The sequence below is a fragment of the Methylomonas sp. LL1 genome (assembly GCF_015711015.1).
GTDB lineage: Bacteria > Pseudomonadota > Gammaproteobacteria > Methylococcales > Methylomonadaceae > Methylomonas.
Genome location: NZ_CP064653.1, coordinates 2,174,239 through 2,193,333, shown reverse-complemented (window position 1 = coordinate 2,193,333; position 19,095 = coordinate 2,174,239). Strand labels below are relative to the sequence as shown.

Below are 19,095 nucleotides of genomic sequence, written 5' to 3'. Positions count from 1 at the left end.
TTGCCGGCGAGCGGCTATGCTTGGGCATGAAAGCCATCTTCTGATGCTTAGCCTGGGAGTTTTGCCGTGGACGATTTTTGGGGTTTTATCGTGTTTTTACTGATTATTGTGCCGGTGGCGCTGGTCGTGATGTTGGCGGTGATCATGTCGCGACAGAATCGCTATCGCGATGAGATAGGGCAGGCGCTACGCAAGATCGAGCAGTCGTTAAGCGAGAACGCTAAATTGCTGCGCGAGTTGTCGCAGCGGGTTGCCGCGCCGGTCGCGGAAACATCGAGGCCGGCGGTATTCGAGTCGCACACACAGTCGATTGAGCGAGTGCTGGCCGAAATGCCGGCTGCCGCTATCGAACCGGCTCCGCCGACTACGGAATTCGCCACGGAAACTTTAGCCGAAACCATGATGGAAACCGCCGCCGAACCGGCAGTAGTGCCCGAAAATTCCTGGAGCCAAGCCGATTGGCAACCCGCCGAACCCAGCCGCTTCGAGCTGGCCGCTCAGAAAATATTGAAGGAAATCTGGAACTGGATCATCGTCGGCGAAGGCCATAGGCCGGAAGGCGTGGCCATGGAATACGCGGTGGCCAGCAACTGGCTGTTGCGGATCGGCGTTTTGATTCTGGTCACCGGCATCGGTTTTTTCCTGAAATATTCGATAGATAACGGTCTGCTCGGCGAGCAGGCCAGGGTGGCGTTGACCGTGCTGGCCGGCGTCGGCATGATCATCGGCGGGGTAAGACTGGTTGGCGGCAAGTATCATCTGTTCAGTCAGGGCTTGCTGGGTGGCGGCATCGCGGTGCTGTATTTCAGCGTGTTTGCCGCCCATAGTTTTTATCATTTAATAGAGGCCTATCCGACCTTTGCCTTGATGATCCTGGTCACCGCCTGCGCCGCCGTATTGGCGATACGCCTGGATTCGATGCTGGTGGCGATATTCGCCATCATCGGCGGCTATTGCACGCCGATATTGCTGTCCACCGGCCAGGTTAATTTCCCCGGTTTGTTCAGCTACATGCTGCTGCTCGGTGTCGGCATCCTGGCGGTCAATTGGTACAAGCAGTGGCATTTGCTGAATTTTCTGGGCTTTTTCTTCAACTACCTGCTGTTTTTCGGTTCGATGCAGAAATACGAAATCGGCTATTTTTGGCAGGTGTTGCCGTTCTTGAGCGGCTTTTTTGTGTTGTATTCGACTACGGTGTTTCTGTTCTGCCTGGTCAGCCGGACTAAATCGACGCTGCTGGATTTGCTGGCGCTGATCGTCAATGCCGCGATTTTCTTCATGACCGCCTACGATTTGATCGAGGATGCGTACGGACAAATCTGGACGGCGATGCTGACCGTGGCGCTGGCGGCGTTTTATGTAGTCCATGTCTATTATTGCCTGGCGCGGCGGGTGGCTGACCGCGAGTTGCTGGTCAGTTTCATCGGTCTGGCGGCGTTTTTCGTCACCATTACCTTGCCGCTGCTGCTGTCGAACCAATGGATCACCGTCAGCTGGTCGTTGCAGGCATTGGTGATGCTATGGATGGCCGGCAAATTGCGCAGCGCGTTTTTACGGCAGGTGGCCTACCTGCTGTACCTGATCGTGGTGGTTCGCTTGTGTTTCATTGATTTGCCCGGACAATACGGCGTGGCGATGGACGGCGATCAGGCGTTCGGCGAATTTTTGCTGAGTTTGCTGGAGCGGGTGATCAGTTTCGGCATTCCGATTGCTTCGCTGGCACTGGCGTACACCTTGATCGAAAAGCCGGCGCCTGCTTCCGAGCTGGCCTGCGAAGCCGGCAACGATGTGCCGTTGTGGCTGAAGGATAACTGGTTGTTGCAGGCGACACTGATCATCGTCGCCGGCATGCTGTTCGTGGTGCTGCAACTGGAGCTTTACCGCAGTTTCGGCTATCTGTATCCGCCGCTGCAACTGCCGGTGTTGACGCTGGTGTGGCTGGCGATGAGTATGCTGTTGTTGCTGCGCTATCTGTCCGGCCCCAGTGCATGGTTGTTGCAAGCCTTGCGGCTATTTTTGATCGGCGTGGCTATCAAGTTGCTGCTGTTTGACCTGCCGTCCTGGGACATCGATTTGGGACAGATAGCTTATGACGATAGCGTCTGGACTTTGCGCTATGGCGGCGCCTATTCCTTCCAGATGGCGCTGATGCGCTTGCTGGATTTTGCGGCGATCATAGGCTTTTTGCTGTTCGCGTTTCGCCGCTTGGCGTCTATCGGCGAAGAGGCAGGCAACATTCGGCAATGGCTGGGCGGCGCGGCCTTGGTGTTGCTGTTCGCCTTCCTCAGCTTGGAGATCAACTCGCTGCTGTATCAATACGTGCCCGGTCTGCGTTCCGGCGGCGTGTCGATTCTGTGGTCGATTTTTGCGTTGAGTCTGGTGTTTGCCGGTATCAAGCACCAAGTTTCGGCCTTCCGCTTGACCGGTCTGGCGCTGTTTGCGCTGGTGGCCTGGAAGGTGTTTTTCATCGATCTGGCACGGCTGGAACAGATTTACCGTATCGTTGCCTTCATCGTGCTGGGTATGCTGGCCCTGGGCGGCGCGTTTTTCTATATGCGCTATCAACAAACTTTTATGGGCAATAATGCCGACGAGAAAACTTCATGATCGCTAAAATCGCCCTGATCGCGGGCTTGTTTTTAAGCCAAGCCATCGCCGCAGAATCCCCCGCTTATCGGTTTAGCCGGCCGGTTGTCTGGCAAGATGGCGGACAGCAAAGCTTGCTGGCGGTGCCCTTGGACACTGCCGTCTATGCCAGTAGTGCCACCGATTTTCGCGACTTGCGCCTGACCGATCGGAATGGCGTCGAGATACCGTATCTGTTGCAAAAAATTGCCGGCAGCAAAACCGAAATTCGGCGTTTGCCCAGCCGCAGCGAAACTAAAGGCTTGGAAAAAATCGACGAAGACGGCATCGTCATCACGGTCGATTTGGACAAAGACGCCGCCAACGCCGACGGTTTGAGCGTGGTCACCTCGCAGCGCGATTTCGAGTACAACCTGCAGATTCACGGTTCAAACGACGGCGAGAATTGGCAGAAACTGGTCAACAATAGCGCCATTTACGATTATTCGCGTTACATGGCGGTGGGCAAGCGCGACATAGAATTGCCCGCTAATAACTACCGCCAATTCAAGATCGTGGTCGCCAAGGCCAGCCAGACCCGCACTGCGGAATTGCTGGAACTGACCCGAACGCTACACGGCGCGGAAGAGCTGCAACGCAACGAAAAAACCGAATTGCATAACGAGCCGCTGCACATCGAACGCATCGATTTCTGGCACAAACAATCCGAAACGTTGCCGGAAGCCGAACAAAGCTTCGAATACCCGGTCGCCGGTTTCAAAGTCAGTCAGGATGCGGAGCATAAAACCACGCTGATAGCCATCGAAACCCTGCGCCAACCCTTAACCGGCCTTACCCTGAAAACCGCCACGCCCAACTTCAGCCGCTTGGCCGAAGTGCAAATCCCGTTGCAGCAAGGCCTGGAAACCCGCATGCTAACCTTGGGCCGTGCTACGCTGGAAGCACTGCATTTTCAGGACATCAACCGCGAACAAACCGGCGTGACTTTCCCGGAACAACGCCAACCGAAATATCAAATTATTATCCACAATCAGGACAATCCGCCGCTGGCGATCGACGGCGTGATCGGCACCGGCTCCGGCTATCGGCTGTTATTCCTGCCGCAAGCCGGCCAGGATTACCAATTGCGCTACGGTTCGGACCAGGCCGAACCTTCACGCTACGACACCGTGCCGATTCGGGAGCTGTTGCGCCGCGGTTACCAAAGTACCGCCGCCGGACTGGGCCCGGAAACCGCCGTAGCGCCTGCCGAAGACAAACCGGATTTCGGCACGTTGCTGAACAGCAAATGGTTTTTGGGCGTAGCGATAGGCTTGATGGTATTGGTGCTGGGTTGGAGCTTGTATCGGGTCGGCAAGCAGGTAGGAGACTTGCCTAGGTGATAGTGTTAGGGGCTGTAAACGGTGGCAAACAAGTCGTCCAGATTTTGCAGCGAACCGCCGGTCCAGCGCCGGACCAGCGGCTCGATCGCTTGCGGATGTTGGCGGCAGATCAGTTGCGCGGCGGTTTGCACCTGATCCAGCAACTCGCGGTCGCGGCTCAAATCGGCGATCTTGAATTGAATTTGGCCGGTTTGACGGTTGCCGATGATTTCGCCGGGTCCGCGCAATTCCAGGTCTTTTTCGGCGATGACGAAGCCGTCGCTGCTCTCGCGCAAAATCCCCAATCGTTGTTTACCGCTCAACGATAGCGGTGATTGATACAGCAACAGGCAGTAGCTTTCCAGGCTGCCGCGTCCCACCCGGCCGCGCAGCTGGTGCAACTGCGATAGTCCCAGGCGTTCCGGGTTTTCGATCACCATCAAACCGGCGTTGGCTACATCGACCCCGACTTCTATCACGGTGGTGGCCACCAGCAAATCGCACTCGCCTTGCTTGAAGGCTTGCATCACTTGGTCCTTGTCCGCCGCTTTCATGCGGCCATGCACCAGGCCGATGCGCACATTCGGCAGGACTTGTTGCAGATAACTCGCGGTTTTCTCGGCCGCTTCGCATTGCAGTTGTTCGGATTCCTCGATCAAGGTGCAGACCCAATAGGCCTGTTTGTGTTGCGCCACCCAATGCTCGATGCGGGCTATCACTTCGTCGCGGCGCTCGGATGGAATCACGCTGGTGGTGACGGGTTTGCGGCCCGGCGGCAATTCATCGATCACCGAAATATCCAGATCTGAATATTGCAACATGGCCAGCGTGCGCGGAATCGGAGTGGCGGTCATAACCAGTTGATGAGGCACCAGTCCCCGGTTTTGGCCCTTGGCCCGTAACGCCAGCCGTTGCTGGACGCCGAAGCGATGCTGCTCGTCGATGATCACCAAGGCCAGGTTGTGAAAATTGACGCTGTCTTGAAACAGGGCATGCGTGCCTATCACCAAGCCGGCGGAACCGTCGGCCAGTGCTTGTAAACAAGTCTGGCGGGCCTTGCCTTTTAATTGTCCGGTCAGATATACGATCCGAGTATCGCTATGAGCAAACCACTGGCTAAAGTTCCGGTAATGCTGCTCGGCCAGCAATTCGGTGGGCGCCATCAGCGCCACCTGATAGCCGGAGCTCAACGCGGCTAAAGCCGCGATAGCGGCGACCAGGGTTTTACCCGAGCCGACATCGCCCTGCACCAGGCGCAACATGGGATGATGGCGGCCGCAATCGGTTTCTATTTCGGCGATCACGCGTTGCTGGGCATCGGTCAATTGAAACGGCAGATTAGCCAGGAATTGGCGTTTGGCGGCGATATCCAGAATAAAGACCGGTGCGCGCCAGGTTTTATATTGGTGCTTGCCCAGCAACAAGGCCAGGTGATGGGCGAGGAATTCCTCGAAAGCCAGGCGTTTCAGGGCCGGCAGATCGCCATTTTGCAGAGTTTCGCTGGTGATGTCCGGCGGCGGGTTATGCAGGGTTTGCACCGCTTCGCTCAGCGACGGATAGCCTTGAGTTTGCCGAATTGAGTCGGGTAGCCAGTCGTTCAACGATTCAGGGTCTTGCAGACACAAAGCCAAGGCCTGCTTGACGGCCTTGCGCAGCGTGGATTGGGTCAAACCTTCGGTCAGAGGATAAACCGGCGTCAGCGTGGTCTCGGTTACGGTGATGTCGTCGGCGATGACTTTGTATTCCGGATGAATCATTTCCAGGCCGTAATAGCCCTGTCGAATTTCGCCGTAGCAGCCGAGCCGCGTGCCGGGTTTGAGTTGCTGGCTCTGTTGTACCGAGAAATGAAAAAATCGCAAAGACAGCATGCCGCTCGGATCGCTGATGCGGCAGACCACGCTATTGCGGCCGCGTTGCATCATGTCGGTAAATTCAACCGTGCCGCACACCAGCGCGATCATGCCGGGCAACAAACAGGCGATCGGGACAGTTCGAGTCCTGTCCTGATAACGCTGGGGCAGGTGGAACAACAAATCCTGTAGGGTTTGAATGCCCAGTTTTTGCAGGCGGACCGCCGTTTGGGCGCCGATGCCGGCCAGTGCCGTGACCGGCAGCTTATGAGGCGCCTGACGAGTCATGATATTTCAGGCGTCGCACCGGATAGGCGCGGCGCGATCAGTAATATCCTTCCCGCAGTACCATGATGGCATCCATTTCGACACCCACGCCCTTGGGCAGAGCCGCCACGCCGACGGCGGCGCGGGCAGGGTAGGGTTGGCTGAAATATTCGGCCATGATTTCGTTGACGATGGGGAAGTTGCCAAGGTCGGTCAGAAACACATTCAGTTTGACGATGTCGGCAAAATCGCCGCCGGCGGCCTGAGCCACGGCCTTCAGGTTGTCGAACACCCGGCGAATCTGGACGCTGATGTCGCCGCCGACTACTTCCATGGTGGCGGGATCCAGGGCGATTTGGCCGGATAAATAAACCGTGTTGTCGACCTTGATGGCTTGGGAATAAGTGCCGATGGCTTTCGGGGCCAAAGGCGTGGAGATGATGGTTTTTTTCATGCTCATGCTTTGATACGGGTAATTTTCAACACTATGGATAATTTTTTTAGCTTGCGGATGATGTTGGCCAGATGCACCCGGTCGCGAACCGCCAACGTCAACAAGTCAACCGAAACCCGGTCGTCCTGGCTGACGACGTTGATGTTTTCGATGTTGGAATCCATGAACGAGATGGTCGAGGCGATCGTGGCGAGCGAGCCGCGTTGATTCAGCAGCTCGACCCTGATTTCGGCCGGGAATTCGCCGGAGGCCTCGCTGCTCCATTCCACATCCAGCCAGGTGGTTTGTTTTTTTCTGACTTCGTTGCTGTTGCGGCATTCGTGATGGTGCACGACGATGCCCCGGCCCGGATTGAAGAAGCCGATGATGGGGTCGCCGGGAATCGGCCGGCAGCATTTGGCCAGATTGACCACCATGCCTTCCGTGCCCTTGATGATCAGCGGGGTTTTGGCGCGGTGTTCGATGTCGTCGAGTTTGACGGCGGCATTCAGGTCGGTCTGGCAAATCCGTTTGGCCACCAGGAACGGCATGCGGTTGCCCAGGCCGATGTCTTCCAGAAGGTCGTTCAGCGAATGTTTTTTCAGGGAATGTAACACCTGCACGATACGGGCATCGTCGACTTGATCCAGCTGGATATTCAGGCTCTGCAGTTCCTTCTCCAGCAAACGCCGGCCCAGATTGATGGCTTCCAGTTGGTTAAAGTTTTTCAAATAGGCGCGGATACAACTGCGGGCCTTGGCGGTGACCACATAATTCAGCCACAACGGATTGGGCCGGGCCCAGCTGGCGGTGATGACTTCCACCGTCATGCCGTTTTCCAGTTTGGATTGCAGGGGCACCAGTTTTTTATCGATGCGCGCGGAGATGCAGGCATTGCCGACGTCGGTATGTACTAAATAGGCAAAGTCGACGATGGTGGCGCCGCGCGGCAGTTTGATGATCTTGCCCTTGGGAGTGAAGACGAATACCTCCTGCGGGAACAGGTCGACCTTCAGGTTATCGATAAACTCCAGCGAATCGCCGGCCGATTTCTGAATTTCCAATAGGTCGCGCAGCCATTCGTTGGCGCGGGCCTGAATGGTTTCGCTTTTATCGTTATCGGATTTGTAGAGCCAGTGCGCGGCAATGCCCGATTCGGACAAGCGGTGCATTTCGTGGGTGCGAATCTGAATTTCGATCGGCACGCCGTAGGGTCCGATCAATATGGTGTGCAAGGATTGGTAGCCGTTGGCCTTGGGCAGGGCGATGTAATCCTTGAAGCGGCCGGGTATCGGTTTGAACAGGTTATGCACTCCGCCCAGGGCACGGTAGCAGTCATCGACCTGATGGCAGTAAATCCGGAAGGCGTAAACGTCAAACACATCGGTAAACGAGATTTTTTTGTTCAGCATTTTTTGGTAGATGCTGGCAATGTTTTTTTCCCGGCCGGCCACCGTGCAATCCATGCCGATTTCCTTCAGCCGGTTTTGAATCGAACTTTGGATGGTGTCGACGATTTCCTTGCGGTTGCCGCGCGATTTTTTCACCGCATTGCTGATGGCGGTGTAGCGGTTGGGGTAGAGCGCCTTGAACCCCAGGGATTCCAGTTGATGGCGAATATCGTTCATGCCCAGGCGATTGGCGATCGGCGCGTAAATCTCCAGGGTTTCCTTGGCGATACGGCGTTTTTTGTCCAACGGCATGTTGCCCAGGGTTTGCATGTTATGCAGCCGGTCGGCCAGTTTGACCACGATCACCCGTAGATCCTGGGCCATGGCCAGGAACATCTTCCTGACGTTTTCGGCCTGGGCCTCGGCGCGGGAGCGGCTGTCGATTTTGGAGAGCTTGGTGACGCCGTCGACCAAGTCAGCCACTTCTTGGCTGAATTCCTTGGCTAATTGTTCCTTGGTGATCGGGGTGTCTTCAATCACGTCATGCAGTATCGCGGCCATGATGCCGTGCGCATCCATGTGCATGCTGGCTAGCGTGATGGCGACCGATACCGGGTGGCAGATATAGGCTTCGCCGCTTTTGCGGAATTGGCCCGAATGGGCCGCCGCGCCAAGATGATAGGCGCGGATTATATTGTTGATATGTTCCTGGTCGAGGTAGCCGCCAAGGATGTCGCAGAGCTGGTGAAGAAGTTTTTCCTCGGGATGCTCTACTTCAAGCACTGGCGAATTGGCGGCTACCTTGGCCATTTGGCAATCAGATTTCCAGATGCGTGTCGGAAACATAGCCGCCACGATGCAGACGGTCGACATTTTCCTCGGTGACAAAGCCGGCCGCGATTTCGCGCAAGGCTACCACGGTGTCCTTATCCTTGCCGCGCGGTACAAATTCGTCGGCGCCTTTTTCCAGCTGTCTTGCCCGCTTGCCGGCCAGTAAAACCAGTTTGAAACGGTTTTCAATATTTTCTAAACAATCTTCGACGGTGACGCGTGCCATTTTTGAACCTTTGGTGGAATGGATGGAGATCAAGCTACTGCCGGTAGGGCCGGATAGTGCTATACATTACTATTATATAATATAACGGGTCCGCTAAGCCAGTTTCGTGCCTATTTGGCGCGGGGATGTTTCCGGTGTGCCACATCGAGCAGCTCGGTTTTTGCCGGGATCGGTCGGCCGGTATTCACATTAAACTAAAATTAATTCAGCATCATCCGAATGTTTTCGATTTCATCCTTGACCTGATCCAAAATGTTGATGCTCAAGTCGGCGTCCAGATTGCCGGCCGCCAGCTTTCTATAAGCCGGTAGGTCGTCCATTTTCGGCATTCTCTTGATGTCGACCTTACCGATGAAGCTGTGCAGCTGCGAAATCATCACGATGTCGCTATAGGTGGCCTGGTCGCCGCTGTTGCGGAACCAGTTTTCGGCGTGGACCACCACGTCTTCAAAGTCGGCCGGAAAATCCCATTTACGGATGATTTGCACGCCAATATCGCTACGCAACTCCCGCACGGTTTCGGCCAGATCGGTGGGGGAGGCCAGGATGTCCGGCTGGCGGTCGGCATAGGCCAAGATCGGTACGATGCCGATGTCGTGAATCAAACCGGCCAGCATGGCCCGGTCGGGATCGAAACCGGGAGTTTTATGGGCCAGCACCGCGCTGATCGCGGCGACATGGCTGCTGTGTGCCCATAGCTCCTGCATCTTACGCCGGATGATGCCGGAACGGGCATTGAACACGGCTTTCAACGCAAACACGGTGATGATGTCCTGCGCGGCTTTCAAACCCAGCCGGGTAATCGCCTCGGGGCAGCTTTCGATCTTGCGCCGGCCGCGATACAGCGGGCTGTTGGAGATTTTGATCAGCCGCGCGGTAATGCTGGGGTCGATTTGCACCACGCGGGCGATTTTGCTGCTGTTGGCATTGGGTTCGTTGATGGCGCGGCGGATTTTGACCGAAACATCCGGGATAGTCGGTAAGGCCAGTTTGTCCGATTGCATGTATTTGTAGCAATCCAGATATAAACGGTTTTTTGCCAGCGTGCTGGTTTTGGAGTCGGGAACGGCCTCGGTCATCGGTGTTTGCTTTATTCGGACAAGCGAGCAGGGTTTGGTTTAAAATTTAAAGCCTTTTTTCTGTAGGCAGCATATGAATACGATTTCGCCGGATGTTATCACAACCCTGAGCAGCATCAGAGACTATATTCGCTGGGGTGCCAGCCGGTTTGCCGAACATCAACTTTTTCTCGGACATGGTACCGTCACGCCGCTGGATGAAGCGGCGGCCATCGTCTTGCATACCCTGCATCAGCCCTATGACTTGGCCGACGCCTATCTGGACAGTGTGCTGACTTTGCCGGAGAGGCAAGCGGTGCTGGAGTTGATCAAGCGCCGTATCATCGAACGCAAGCCTTCCGCCTATCTGACCCATGAAGCCATTTTTGCCGGCCTATCGTTTTATGTCGACGAGCGGGTGCTGGTGCCGCGTTCACCGATCGCGGAGTTGATTGAAGAACGCTTCGAACCCTGGGTCGATGAAGAGCAAGTGTTCAACATTCTGGATTTATGTACCGGCAGCGCCTGTATTGCGATTGCCTGCGCCTACGCTTTTCCGGATGCGCAAGTCGACGCGGTGGAGTTGTCCGAGGATGCCTTGGCCGTGGCTCAAATCAACGTTGAAAAGCACGATCTGGCCGAGCAGGTCGATCTCTATCAATCGGATTTGTTCGCCGATTTACCGGCCAAACCATACGACATCATCGTCAGCAATCCACCCTATGTGGCAATCAGCGAATGGGAAAGCCTGCCGGCGGAATTTCATGCCGAACCGGAAATGGGCTTTACCGGTGGCGATAGCGGATTGGATCTGGTGATTCGGATTCTGGCCGATGCCAAGCATTATCTGGCCGAGCAGGGCATACTGATCGTCGAGGTAGGCAGCAGCGCGCAGACCTTGCAAGACTTGTTCCCCAGCGTGCCGTTCCAATGGCTGGAATTCGAGCGTGGAGGTGACGGTGTGTTTCTGCTGACGGCCGACCAAGTCAACGATTTTCACTCATTATTTGCAAGCGCGGTATAAGCATGTCCGGAAACAGCATAGGTAAATTATTCACCGTCACCACCTTCGGCGAAAGCCACGGCCCGGCCTTGGGAGCCATCGTCGACGGCTGCCCACCGGGGATGGAACTGTCGGAAGCCGATTTGCAAATCGATCTGGACCGGCGCAAACCCGGTACTTCCCGCCATACCACCCAACGCCGCGAAGCCGACGAAGTCAAGATTCTGTCCGGCGTGTTCGAAGGCAAGACCACCGGTTGTCCGATCGGTTTGCTGATCGAAAACACCGACCAGCGTTCCAAGGATTATTCCAAAATCGCCGAAAGCTTCCGCCCAGGTCATGCCGATTACACCTATCAACAAAAATACGGGTTCAGGGATTATCGCGGCGGCGGCCGTTCATCGGCGCGGGAAACCGCGATGCGGGTGGCGGCCGGCGCCATTGCCAAAAAATATTTGTTCCAGCAGCACGGCATTCTGGTGCGCGGCTATCTGTCGCAATTGGGGCCGATCAAAATCGAACGATTCGACTGGAACGAAATACACAACAATCCGTTTTTCTGCCCGGATGCCGGCAAGGTGGCCGAAATGGAAAGCTACATGGATGCCTTGCGCAAGGAAGGCGAATCGATCGGCGCCAAAATTGAAGTCATCGCCAGCCAGGTGCCGCCCGGACTGGGCGAGCCGATTTTCGACCGGCTGGACGCCGATCTGGCGCATGCCTTGATGAGCATCAACGCGGTCAAGGGCGTGGAAATCGGCGATGGTTTCGATTGCATAGCTACCAAGGGCACAAAATTCCGCGACGAAATCACCCTGGACGGTTTTTTGAGCAATCATGCCGGCGGAATCCTGGGCGGCATTTCCAGCGGCCAGGACATTGTGGCACGTATCGCCTTGAAGCCCACGTCCAGTCTGCGCTTGCCTGGCCGTAGCATTAACACCCAAGGCGAACCGGTCGAAGTGGTCACCGAAGGCCGCCACGATCCTTGCGTAGGCATTCGCGCCACGCCGATTGCCGAGGCCATGGTGGCAATCATTTTGATGGATCATCTGCTGCGGCACCGCGCTCAAAATCTGCATGTTGACAGCGGATTGCCCGTGCTGCGCTAAATGGACCTGCCTTACTGGCGTTTATCCGGCTTTTATTTTTGTTACTTTGCCACTCTGGGGGCGTTCCTGCCCTTTTGGAGTTTGTATCTGAAACAGAGCGGTTTCGCGGCCGCCGAAATCGGCGAGCTGACCGGGATGCTGGTGGCGACCAAAATTATCGCGCCTTATCTGTGGAGTTGGCTTGCGGATAAAACCGGCCATCGTTTACGCTTGATACGGGTCACCTCGCTGTTGGCCACGCTGTTTTTTGCCGGTTTTTTGTATCGGCGAGATTATCAATGGGTGGCGGCGGTGACGGTGGCATTCAGTTTTTTCTGGAACGCGACCCTGCCGCAATTCGAAGCAGCGACTTTGCTGCATCTGAAAGCCGAACCACAGTGCTATAGCCGGATCCGCTTGTGGGGGTCGGTGGGATTTATCGCCGCCGTGCTTGGGATAGGGCGATTTCTGGATGATTTCAGTATCGATTATTTGCCCTGGATCATTACCGGCTTGTTGCTGAGCAACTGGCTGATGGCCCTGATTACGCCGGAAGCCACGCTTAGCCATGACGACAAATCCACCGACAGCGTGCTGCGGCTAATATTAAAACCGGAGATACTGGCATTTTTTAGCGTATACATGCTGCTGCAAGTCGCGCATGGGCCGTACTACGTGTTTTATTCGGTCTATCTACAGCAATATCATTACAGCGCTACAGTGACCGGTTTACTATGGGCCTTGGGTGTTTGCGCCGAAATCTTGGTGTTCATCTGGATCTATGGCTTGTTGAAACGGGTCAGCTTACGCGGTTTGTTGCTTGCCAGTCTTGCTCTAAGCATGTTGCGTTGGTTGATGATTGCCCATGGCGCGGCATCGATGACTATCATCGTGGCCGCGCAATTGCTGCACGCCGCCAGTTTTGGCGTGGCGCATGTGGTGGCAATGCAGTTGTTGCGAGGCTATTTCGGCGAGCGCCATCAAAGCAAGGGCCAGGCTTTGTACAGCAGTATCAGTTTCGGTTTGGGCGGCATGCTGGGCAGTTTTTACAGCGGATATTTTTGGGACAGACTGGGCGGTGGACCGGTGTTTGTGATTGCCGCATTGGCCTGCGGTTTGGCGCTGTTGATCGCCTTTATCGGCGTGGCCCGGCAAAAATCACCGATATTGGGTTAAAATCGTCGGCTATTCGATCATGAGGAAATTGTTAAGTGTTTGAAATCATTAAAAGCGGCGGCTGGATGATGCTGCCGATCATTTTGTGTTCGATCGCGGCAATGGCGATCATCGGCGAACGTTTCTGGTCGTTGCAGCGCAAGCGGATCATTCCGGCCGAATTGGTGCCGTATATCTGGCAATTGCATCGCGACAATAAGCTGGACGATGCCGCGATCCGGCGGATCAAGCTCAGTTCACCGCTCGGCCGGGTGTTGGCGGCGGGTCTGGCGAACCGCAGGCACGGCCGCGAGATCATGAAATCCAGTATCGAGGAAGTCGGCCGCCAGGTGGCTCACGAACTGGAACGCTATCTGAATGCGCTGGGCAGTCTGGCCGCGGTGACGCCTTTGATCGGTTTGCTCGGTACCGTGGACGGCATCATCCGGGTGTTTTCCGATATTGCCGTCGGCGGCATGGGCGATCCCGGCATCTTGAGTGCCGGCATTTCCGAAGCCTTGATTTGCACCGCCTCCGGTTTAACGGTGGCGATTCCCAGCCTATTTTTCCATCGCTATTTCGAACGCTTGGTCGACGATCACGTGGTGCGGATGGAAGAAGAATCGCTACGTCTGATCGACATCATGCAGGGTAATCGAGAGGAGGTCTGATGGATTTCCGCCGCAAAAAACGGGCGCCGGTGGAAATCGGCCTGATCCCGATGATAGACGTGTTGTTGGTGCTGCTGTTTTTCTTCATGGTGGCCACCACCTTTCGCCATCACACCGACTTAAAAATCAATTTGCCGGAAGCCAGTGGCGAGGATATAGAACAATCGGCCAAGGCTATCAATCTGTTTATCGACGCCCAGGGCAAGTACGCGATTGCCGGCGAGGACGGCAAACCGCAAGCGTTGGCGGAACAGAACCTGGAAAGTCTGAAAAATGCCTTGGCCGGCTTTTCCGCCGATACCAAACAACTGCCGTTCATCATCAGCGCCGATGGCAAGACGCCGCATCAGGCCGTGGTCAGTGCCCTGGATGTGGCTAACCAGCTGGGTTTTCATCACGTCACCTTTGCGATCAATCCGCCGGAGCAATAATGAAAGCCTCACTGGTTCGCTGGTTTGAAGATGCCTGGTACAAGGAAATGTATATTTCGGCCTGGTTCATGCCGTTGTCGATGCTGTACGTCGATGCGATACGCTTGCGCCGGTTTTTATACAAAACAGGCTTCAAGAAAACTCACCGCTTGCCGGTGCCGGTGATCATTGTCGGTAATCTGACCGTGGGCGGCACCGGCAAAACTCCATTGGTGATTCGGCTGGTTGAGTGGTTAAAACAACAAGGTTACAAGCCGGGAGTGATCAGCCGGGGCTATGCCGGTAGCGATGGTCAAACCCCGCAAGCGGTCACGGCCGTCAGCGATCCAGCCGAGGTCGGCGACGAAGCGCTTGTACTGGTCCGGCGTTGCGCTTGCCCGGTAGTGGTCGGCGTCGATAGGCCCGCCGCGGCTCGCCGATTGCTGGCGGACAACGCTTGCGATGTGATTATTTCCGACGACGGTTTGCAGCATTACGCCTTGCAGCGTGACATCGAAATTGTCGTGATAGACGGCGAACGCCGCTTCGGCAACGGTTATTGCTTGCCGGTCGGTCCGCTACGGGAGCCGCCGGAGCGGGTCAAAAGCGTCGATCTGGTAGTGGTCAACCAGCCTAGGGAATTGCTGGAAGACGAATTTGCGATGCTGTGTAGTGGCGACTGCTTGGTCAATCTGCAAACCGGCGAACGCAAACCGTTATCGGCGTTTGCCGGCAGCGATTGCCACGCCGTGGCAGGCATCGGCAATCCCAGCCGTTTTTTCAAGCGCTTGGCCGAAGCCGGTTTGAACTGCCAAAACCGAGCCTTTCCCGACCACCATGCTTTTAGCGCCGCCGATTTGCGTTTCAAGGACGACAAACCGGTGATCATGACCGAAAAAGACGCGGTCAAATGTAGCAGTTTCGCCCAGCCACATCACTGGTATCTGCCGGTCGAAGCATCGCTGCCCGAAGCCTTTTTCGAAAAATTTCTCTCATTACTCAAGGATAAAACCCGTGGACACAAAACTGCTTGATATTCTGGCCTGCCCGTTGTGCAAAAGCCCGCTGGTGTACGACAAAGCCAAACAGGAGCTGATTTGCAAGGCCGACAACCTGGCCTTCCCGATACGCGACGATATTCCGGTGATGCTGGAAGACGAAGCCCGCCAACTCAGTTTCGAAGAAGCACAAGCTCTGCACCAATGAGTCAGACGTTTAAAGTCGTGATTCCGGCGCGCTACGCGTCGACCCGTTTACCCGGCAAGCCGCTGCTGGACATCGCCGGCAAGCCGATGATAGTTCACGTCTGCGAACGGGCGCTGGAAGCCGATGCCGGGCAAGTGGTGGTGGCGACCGACGATCAGCGTATCCACGTCACCGTTTCGGCGTTGGGCATACAAGTGGTTATGACCGATCCGAATCATCAATCCGGTACCGAGCGCATCGCCGAAGTGGCCGATAAGCTGGGCTGGCGCGAAGACGAGATCGTAGTGAATCTGCAAGGCGACGAACCCTTGATTCCGCCGGCTTACATCCGCGATGTGGCGGTAGCGCTGGCCGGACAACAACAAGCCGGCATCGCCACGCTAGCGGCGAAAATTCAGGATGCCGACGAAATCTTCAATCCCAATGCGGTGAAAGTGGTGCTGGATAAGAACGGTTATGCGCTGTATTTCAGCCGGGCGCCGATGCCGTGGAACCGCGCCAGTTTCCCGGAACATCATGTGATCGGCGATGACAGTCATCCGCATTACCGCCATATCGGCATGTATGCCTACACGGTCGGTTTTTTACGACGCTATTGCAGCTGGCCGGCATCGCCGCTGGAAAGCGTAGAGTCTTTGGAACAATTGCGGATACTTTGGCATGGCGAGAAAGTGCTGGTCAAAATCGTCGAGCAGACGCCGGAAGCCGGAGTGGATACCGAGGAGGATTTGTGGCGGGTGGGGTTGAGGTTGGGGCAGGTTTAGGGAGTATGGAGTGCCGTTGGAACTAGGATGACCAATGACAATTAGAAATATGAAAAAATATTCCATGCAAGAATACGACCATATTCAGTTTAGGAAAGGTTTACCCTTTTATGAAATGGTCATGAGTTTTACGACTTCGCTTTCAGCTGTTTTTATTATTTTAAACAACCATAAAGTAGAGTTGAAAGAAAAAGACTACGTTAGTATTGAAGGGAAATGGGTTAAGCCCAGGCATTTTTTTCCATATGATGTTGTATCGAATATAAAAAACGATAATTTTACCTTATATACCTATATCAATTCTTGTTGCTGTATGCTCGCTAACTCGGCATATGAAGCTGTGAAAGAAAAAAACGATAAATCGCCAGAATTTGAGTTTCTAAGACACATCAGAAATGCAAGTTCTCATCAAAACATGTTTAACTTTTTCCCCAATGAACCTTCTTCATCAGCGTTTTGGAAGGAGGCAAAAATAGATCATAAGATGAAAGGTAAAGAAAACCCGCTCTATGGAACTGAATGTTTTGGTTCATTTTTTGGTGTGCCAGACATTATTGATTTGCTGAAAGAAATAGAAGAAAAAATAAAATTAGTCCAGTAGGGTGAGCACGCTTTTTGTGCCCACGCGGAATAAATGATTCGCTATCGCGAAGCCAAATTTAACGCCGGTTCGCGGACCGGCAGCCGCGATACTTTTCTTTGCTTGTCCAAAGAAAAGTATCCCAAAGAAAAGACACCCGGATGCCGCGTTGATCCTGCGCGCCGAAGGCTTTGAACGGGGTTTTTCGAAGGGGCATCCCAGCCCCTGCGAAAAACTCGATGCATCCCTGCATCGCCCCTAAAGGGTCAATCCGTTCAAACCCTCCGGTGCTCGGCGCGGCATAACGGGATAAACCCCACGGCCTCAACGGGAAAGCTGAACATAACCGGGAAGCCATCGTAGACAGCGTAATCGGACACATGCCAGGCGAACCCCGCTGGCAAGGATAGCTAGACGCTACCATTAACGTCATAGAATCCGCGTGTTGATACGCCGCACTATCAGTAAAACCGTCAATATGCCGGCAAAGATCAGCGGCGTGGCGAGGTCTTTTTTCACCAGCCAGGCAAAATGTATCACGCCGGCTATCGCAATCGGATAGACCAGGCTATGCAATCGTCGCCAGTTTTTGCCGCCTATTTTGCGGGTCAGGTAGTCGTTGGAGGTAAGCGCCAAGGGAATCAGCAACAAAAAGGCACTGAAACCCACGGTGATGTAGGGCCGCTTGTTGATGTCCTCGATAATGGCCGGCCAGTCGAAAAATTGGTCCAGCACCAGATAACTCAGAAAGTGCAGGCAGGCATAAAAGAATGCAAACAGGCCCAGCATGCGCCGCAATCGGATAGGCCAAAACCAGCCCGACAGCCGGCGCAAAGGGGTTGCGCTCAAGCCGATCAGTAAAAAACTCAAAGTCCAGTAACCGGTGACATGAGTGATTTTCTCGATCGGATTGGCGCCCAGATTATCCCGCAGGCCCGCGTTAATTAAGTTAAGCAAAGGCAGCAAGGCCAGCAGAAAAATTCCGGCCTTGACCCAACCCAGCCCATGATAGCTTGGCGGCAATCGAGTCACGGCATCAAAAGTTCTTGTTCAAATCCATGCCGCTGTATAGCGATGCTACTTGCTCGGCGTAACCGTTGAAGGGCAGGGTGGGGCGTTTCAGAAAATCGCCGATCCGGCGCTCCTTGGCCTGGCTCCAGCGCGGATGATCGACAGCCGGATTCACATTGGCATAAAAACCGTATTCGTTCGGGCCGGCTTGCATCCAGCTGGTTTGTGGTTGTTCCTTTACAAAACGGATTTTGACGATAGCCTTGGCGCTTTTGAAGCCGTACTTCCACGGGATCACGATGCGTACCGGCGCGCCGTTTTGCTTGGGTAATAGTTCACCGTACAAACCGAAAGTCAGCAGGGTCAGAGGATGCATCGCTTCATCAATGCGCAGGCCTTCGCGGTAAGGCCATTCTAAAACCGGGCTGCGTTGTCCGGGCATTTGCTCGGGATCGTGTAGGCTGACGAATTCGACATACTTGGCCGAAGCGGTTGGTTGTACTTGTTTGATCAATTCCGCCAGCGAAAAACCCAACCAGGGCACCACCATGGACCAGGCTTCCACGCAGCGTAGGCGGTAGATGCGTTCTTCCATCGGCGCCAGCTTCATCAGTTGGTCGATGTCGAGAGTTTGCGGTTTGAGTACTTCGCCTTCGACGCTGATAGTCCATGGTCGGGTCTTCAGAGTGTCGGCCAACTTGGCCGGCGACTCCTTGTCGGTGCCGAATTCGTAAAAGTTATTGTAGCGGGTGATGTCTTTCAGCGGCGTCGGCGTATCGGTCAAACCATACGATGAGGATGAAGTAGCCGACAGTTTTTGCCCGGCGAACAGCCCTGCACTCAATAAGGCCGCCGATACGCCGCCAGCCAGTTGTATAAAACGCCGGCGTTGATCAAACAGCGCTTTTGGGGTGATGTCCGAGGCCGGAATGCCGGTTAGGGGCGGTTTGTTCATCGTCTGTTCCTCTATATTTTGGGGCCGCGTCGATACTGGATCGTTTCGGCGATTTTTATCGGTTAGGGCAAACAAACTCGGCGGCATGCCGAAGGCCTGTCGGTTCAGCCGTGTTGGATAGGGTTGTCGGTAATTCGTTCCCATATAGTCGGCTGATAGTCGCGGGCCGGCCGCTTAGGGGCGGAAATTATTTTCCGATTGTGCGGTCGCATCCGGAATTGCCGGATTTATAGCGTGATCTAATTC

General features: G+C 55.0%; 18 protein-coding genes. 11 read left to right on the top strand and 7 right to left on the bottom strand.

Features of this window, described 5'->3' with window-relative positions; translation table 11 throughout:
• Positions 1-66: 66 nt before the first annotated feature.
• On the top strand, positions 67-2,607 hold the full coding sequence (locus tag IVG45_RS10235; protein ID WP_196437706.1) for a DUF2339 domain-containing protein: 2,541 nt from the start codon (positions 67-69) through the stop codon (positions 2,605-2,607).
• On the top strand, positions 2,604-3,968 hold the full coding sequence (locus IVG45_RS10230; RefSeq protein ID WP_196437705.1) for a hypothetical protein: 1,365 nt from the start codon (positions 2,604-2,606) through the stop codon (positions 3,966-3,968). The genes IVG45_RS10235 and IVG45_RS10230 overlap by 4 nt, the downstream gene beginning before the upstream one ends.
• Positions 3,969-3,973: 5 nt before the next feature.
• Here IVG45_RS10230 and recG read toward each other — a convergent pair whose 3' ends face one another.
• The 5 genes from recG to IVG45_RS10205 form a co-directional block, all read right to left on the bottom strand.
• Complete coding sequence (gene recG / locus IVG45_RS10225; RefSeq protein WP_196437704.1) at positions 3,974-6,085, bottom strand: ATP-dependent DNA helicase RecG; 2,112 nt, start codon at positions 6,083-6,085, stop codon at positions 3,974-3,976.
• Between the two features lie 37 nt (positions 6,086-6,122).
• Positions 6,123-6,518: a RidA family protein gene (locus IVG45_RS10220; protein ID WP_196437985.1), complete on the bottom strand. Its 396-nt coding sequence runs from the start codon at positions 6,516-6,518 to the stop codon at positions 6,123-6,125.
• A gap of 2 nt (positions 6,519-6,520) precedes the next feature.
• Positions 6,521-8,698, bottom strand: coding sequence for a RelA/SpoT family protein (locus IVG45_RS10215; RefSeq protein WP_196437984.1), 2,178 nt, complete (start codon positions 8,696-8,698; stop codon positions 6,521-6,523).
• Positions 8,699-8,705: 7 nt separating this feature from the next.
• The gene (gene rpoZ, locus IVG45_RS10210; protein WP_196437703.1) at positions 8,706-8,945 is read right to left on the bottom strand and encodes a DNA-directed RNA polymerase subunit omega; all 240 of its coding nucleotides are present in this window, start codon (positions 8,943-8,945) and stop codon (positions 8,706-8,708) included.
• A 200-nt stretch (positions 8,946-9,145) separates the two neighbouring features.
• Positions 9,146-10,024 carry an HDOD domain-containing protein gene (locus IVG45_RS10205; RefSeq protein WP_196437702.1) on the bottom strand — a complete coding sequence of 293 codons (879 nt, stop codon included), beginning with the start codon at positions 10,022-10,024 and terminating at the stop codon, positions 9,146-9,148.
• Between the two features lie 73 nt (positions 10,025-10,097).
• Here IVG45_RS10205 and prmB point away from each other — a divergent pair, with 73 nt between their 5' ends.
• From prmB to IVG45_RS10160, 9 genes are read left to right on the top strand one after another with little or no spacing between them, the layout of a single operon-like run.
• Positions 10,098-11,027, top strand: coding sequence for a 50S ribosomal protein L3 N(5)-glutamine methyltransferase (prmB, locus tag IVG45_RS10200; protein ID WP_196437701.1), 930 nt, complete (start codon positions 10,098-10,100; stop codon positions 11,025-11,027).
• A gap of 2 nt (positions 11,028-11,029) precedes the next feature.
• Positions 11,030-12,118: a chorismate synthase gene (aroC, locus tag IVG45_RS10195; RefSeq protein WP_196437700.1), complete on the top strand. Its 1,089-nt coding sequence runs from the start codon at positions 11,030-11,032 to the stop codon at positions 12,116-12,118.
• On the top strand, positions 12,119-13,273 hold the full coding sequence (locus tag IVG45_RS10190; RefSeq protein ID WP_196437699.1) for an MFS transporter: 1,155 nt from the start codon (positions 12,119-12,121) through the stop codon (positions 13,271-13,273). It abuts the gene before it with no gap.
• Between the two features lie 35 nt (positions 13,274-13,308).
• Positions 13,309-13,923 (top strand): MotA/TolQ/ExbB proton channel family protein, encoded by a 615-nt coding sequence (locus IVG45_RS10185; protein ID WP_196437698.1) that lies wholly within the window; start codon positions 13,309-13,311, stop codon positions 13,921-13,923.
• A complete protein-coding gene (locus tag IVG45_RS10180) occupies positions 13,923-14,354 on the top strand; it encodes an ExbD/TolR family protein (protein ID WP_196437697.1) in 432 nt (143 codons plus the stop codon). Before IVG45_RS10185 ends, IVG45_RS10180 begins: the two co-directional genes overlap by 1 nt.
• A complete protein-coding gene (lpxK, locus tag IVG45_RS10175; RefSeq protein ID WP_196437696.1) occupies positions 14,354-15,367 on the top strand; it encodes a tetraacyldisaccharide 4'-kinase in 1,014 nt (337 codons plus the stop codon). Before IVG45_RS10180 ends, lpxK begins: the two co-directional genes overlap by 1 nt.
• Entirely contained in the window at positions 15,348-15,539 is a 192-nt protein-coding gene (locus IVG45_RS10170; protein ID WP_196437695.1) for a Trm112 family protein, read from the top strand. Before lpxK ends, IVG45_RS10170 begins: the two co-directional genes overlap by 20 nt.
• The gene (kdsB, locus tag IVG45_RS10165; RefSeq protein WP_196437694.1) at positions 15,536-16,303 is read left to right on the top strand and encodes a 3-deoxy-manno-octulosonate cytidylyltransferase; all 768 of its coding nucleotides are present in this window, start codon (positions 15,536-15,538) and stop codon (positions 16,301-16,303) included. The genes IVG45_RS10170 and kdsB overlap by 4 nt, the downstream gene beginning before the upstream one ends.
• A gap of 34 nt (positions 16,304-16,337) precedes the next feature.
• A complete protein-coding gene (locus tag IVG45_RS10160; RefSeq protein WP_196437693.1) occupies positions 16,338-16,904 on the top strand; it encodes a hypothetical protein in 567 nt (188 codons plus the stop codon).
• Positions 16,905-17,312: 408 nt separating this feature from the next.
• Here the strand turns inward: IVG45_RS10160 and IVG45_RS10155 are convergent, their stop codons facing one another.
• Both IVG45_RS10155 and msrP read right to left on the bottom strand, forming a co-directional pair.
• A complete protein-coding gene (locus IVG45_RS10155; RefSeq protein ID WP_230874829.1) occupies positions 17,313-17,906 on the bottom strand; it encodes a sulfite oxidase heme-binding subunit YedZ in 594 nt (197 codons plus the stop codon).
• 13 nt (positions 17,907-17,919) lie between these two features.
• Positions 17,920-18,849, bottom strand: coding sequence for a protein-methionine-sulfoxide reductase catalytic subunit MsrP (msrP, locus tag IVG45_RS10150; RefSeq protein ID WP_196437692.1), 930 nt, complete (start codon positions 18,847-18,849; stop codon positions 17,920-17,922).
• Positions 18,850-19,095 lie beyond the last annotated feature (246 nt).

Coding starts and splice junctions, on each gene's coding strand:
- IVG45_RS10230 (WP_196437705.1), top strand. CDS start 2,604: ATGATCGCTAAAATCGCCCTGATCGCGGGCTTGTTTTTAAGCCAAGCC.
- recG (WP_196437704.1), bottom strand. CDS start 6,085: ATGACTCGTCAGGCGCCTCATAAGCTGCCGGTCACGGCACTGGCCGGC.
- IVG45_RS10220 (WP_196437985.1), bottom strand. CDS start 6,518: ATGAAAAAAACCATCATCTCCACGCCTTTGGCCCCGAAAGCCATCGGC.
- IVG45_RS10215 (WP_196437984.1), bottom strand. CDS start 8,698: ATGGCCAAGGTAGCCGCCAATTCGCCAGTGCTTGAAGTAGAGCATCCC.
- rpoZ (WP_196437703.1), bottom strand. CDS start 8,945: ATGGCACGCGTCACCGTCGAAGATTGTTTAGAAAATATTGAAAACCGT.
- IVG45_RS10205 (WP_196437702.1), bottom strand. CDS start 10,024: ATGACCGAGGCCGTTCCCGACTCCAAAACCAGCACGCTGGCAAAAAAC.
- prmB (WP_196437701.1), top strand. CDS start 10,098: ATGAATACGATTTCGCCGGATGTTATCACAACCCTGAGCAGCATCAGA.
- aroC (WP_196437700.1), top strand. CDS start 11,030: ATGTCCGGAAACAGCATAGGTAAATTATTCACCGTCACCACCTTCGGC.
- IVG45_RS10190 (WP_196437699.1), top strand. CDS start 12,119: ATGGACCTGCCTTACTGGCGTTTATCCGGCTTTTATTTTTGTTACTTT.
- IVG45_RS10180 (WP_196437697.1), top strand. CDS start 13,923: ATGGATTTCCGCCGCAAAAAACGGGCGCCGGTGGAAATCGGCCTGATC.
- lpxK (WP_196437696.1), top strand. CDS start 14,354: ATGAAAGCCTCACTGGTTCGCTGGTTTGAAGATGCCTGGTACAAGGAA.
- kdsB (WP_196437694.1), top strand. CDS start 15,536: ATGAGTCAGACGTTTAAAGTCGTGATTCCGGCGCGCTACGCGTCGACC.
- IVG45_RS10160 (WP_196437693.1), top strand. CDS start 16,338: ATGACAATTAGAAATATGAAAAAATATTCCATGCAAGAATACGACCAT.
- msrP (WP_196437692.1), bottom strand. CDS start 18,849: ATGAACAAACCGCCCCTAACCGGCATTCCGGCCTCGGACATCACCCCA.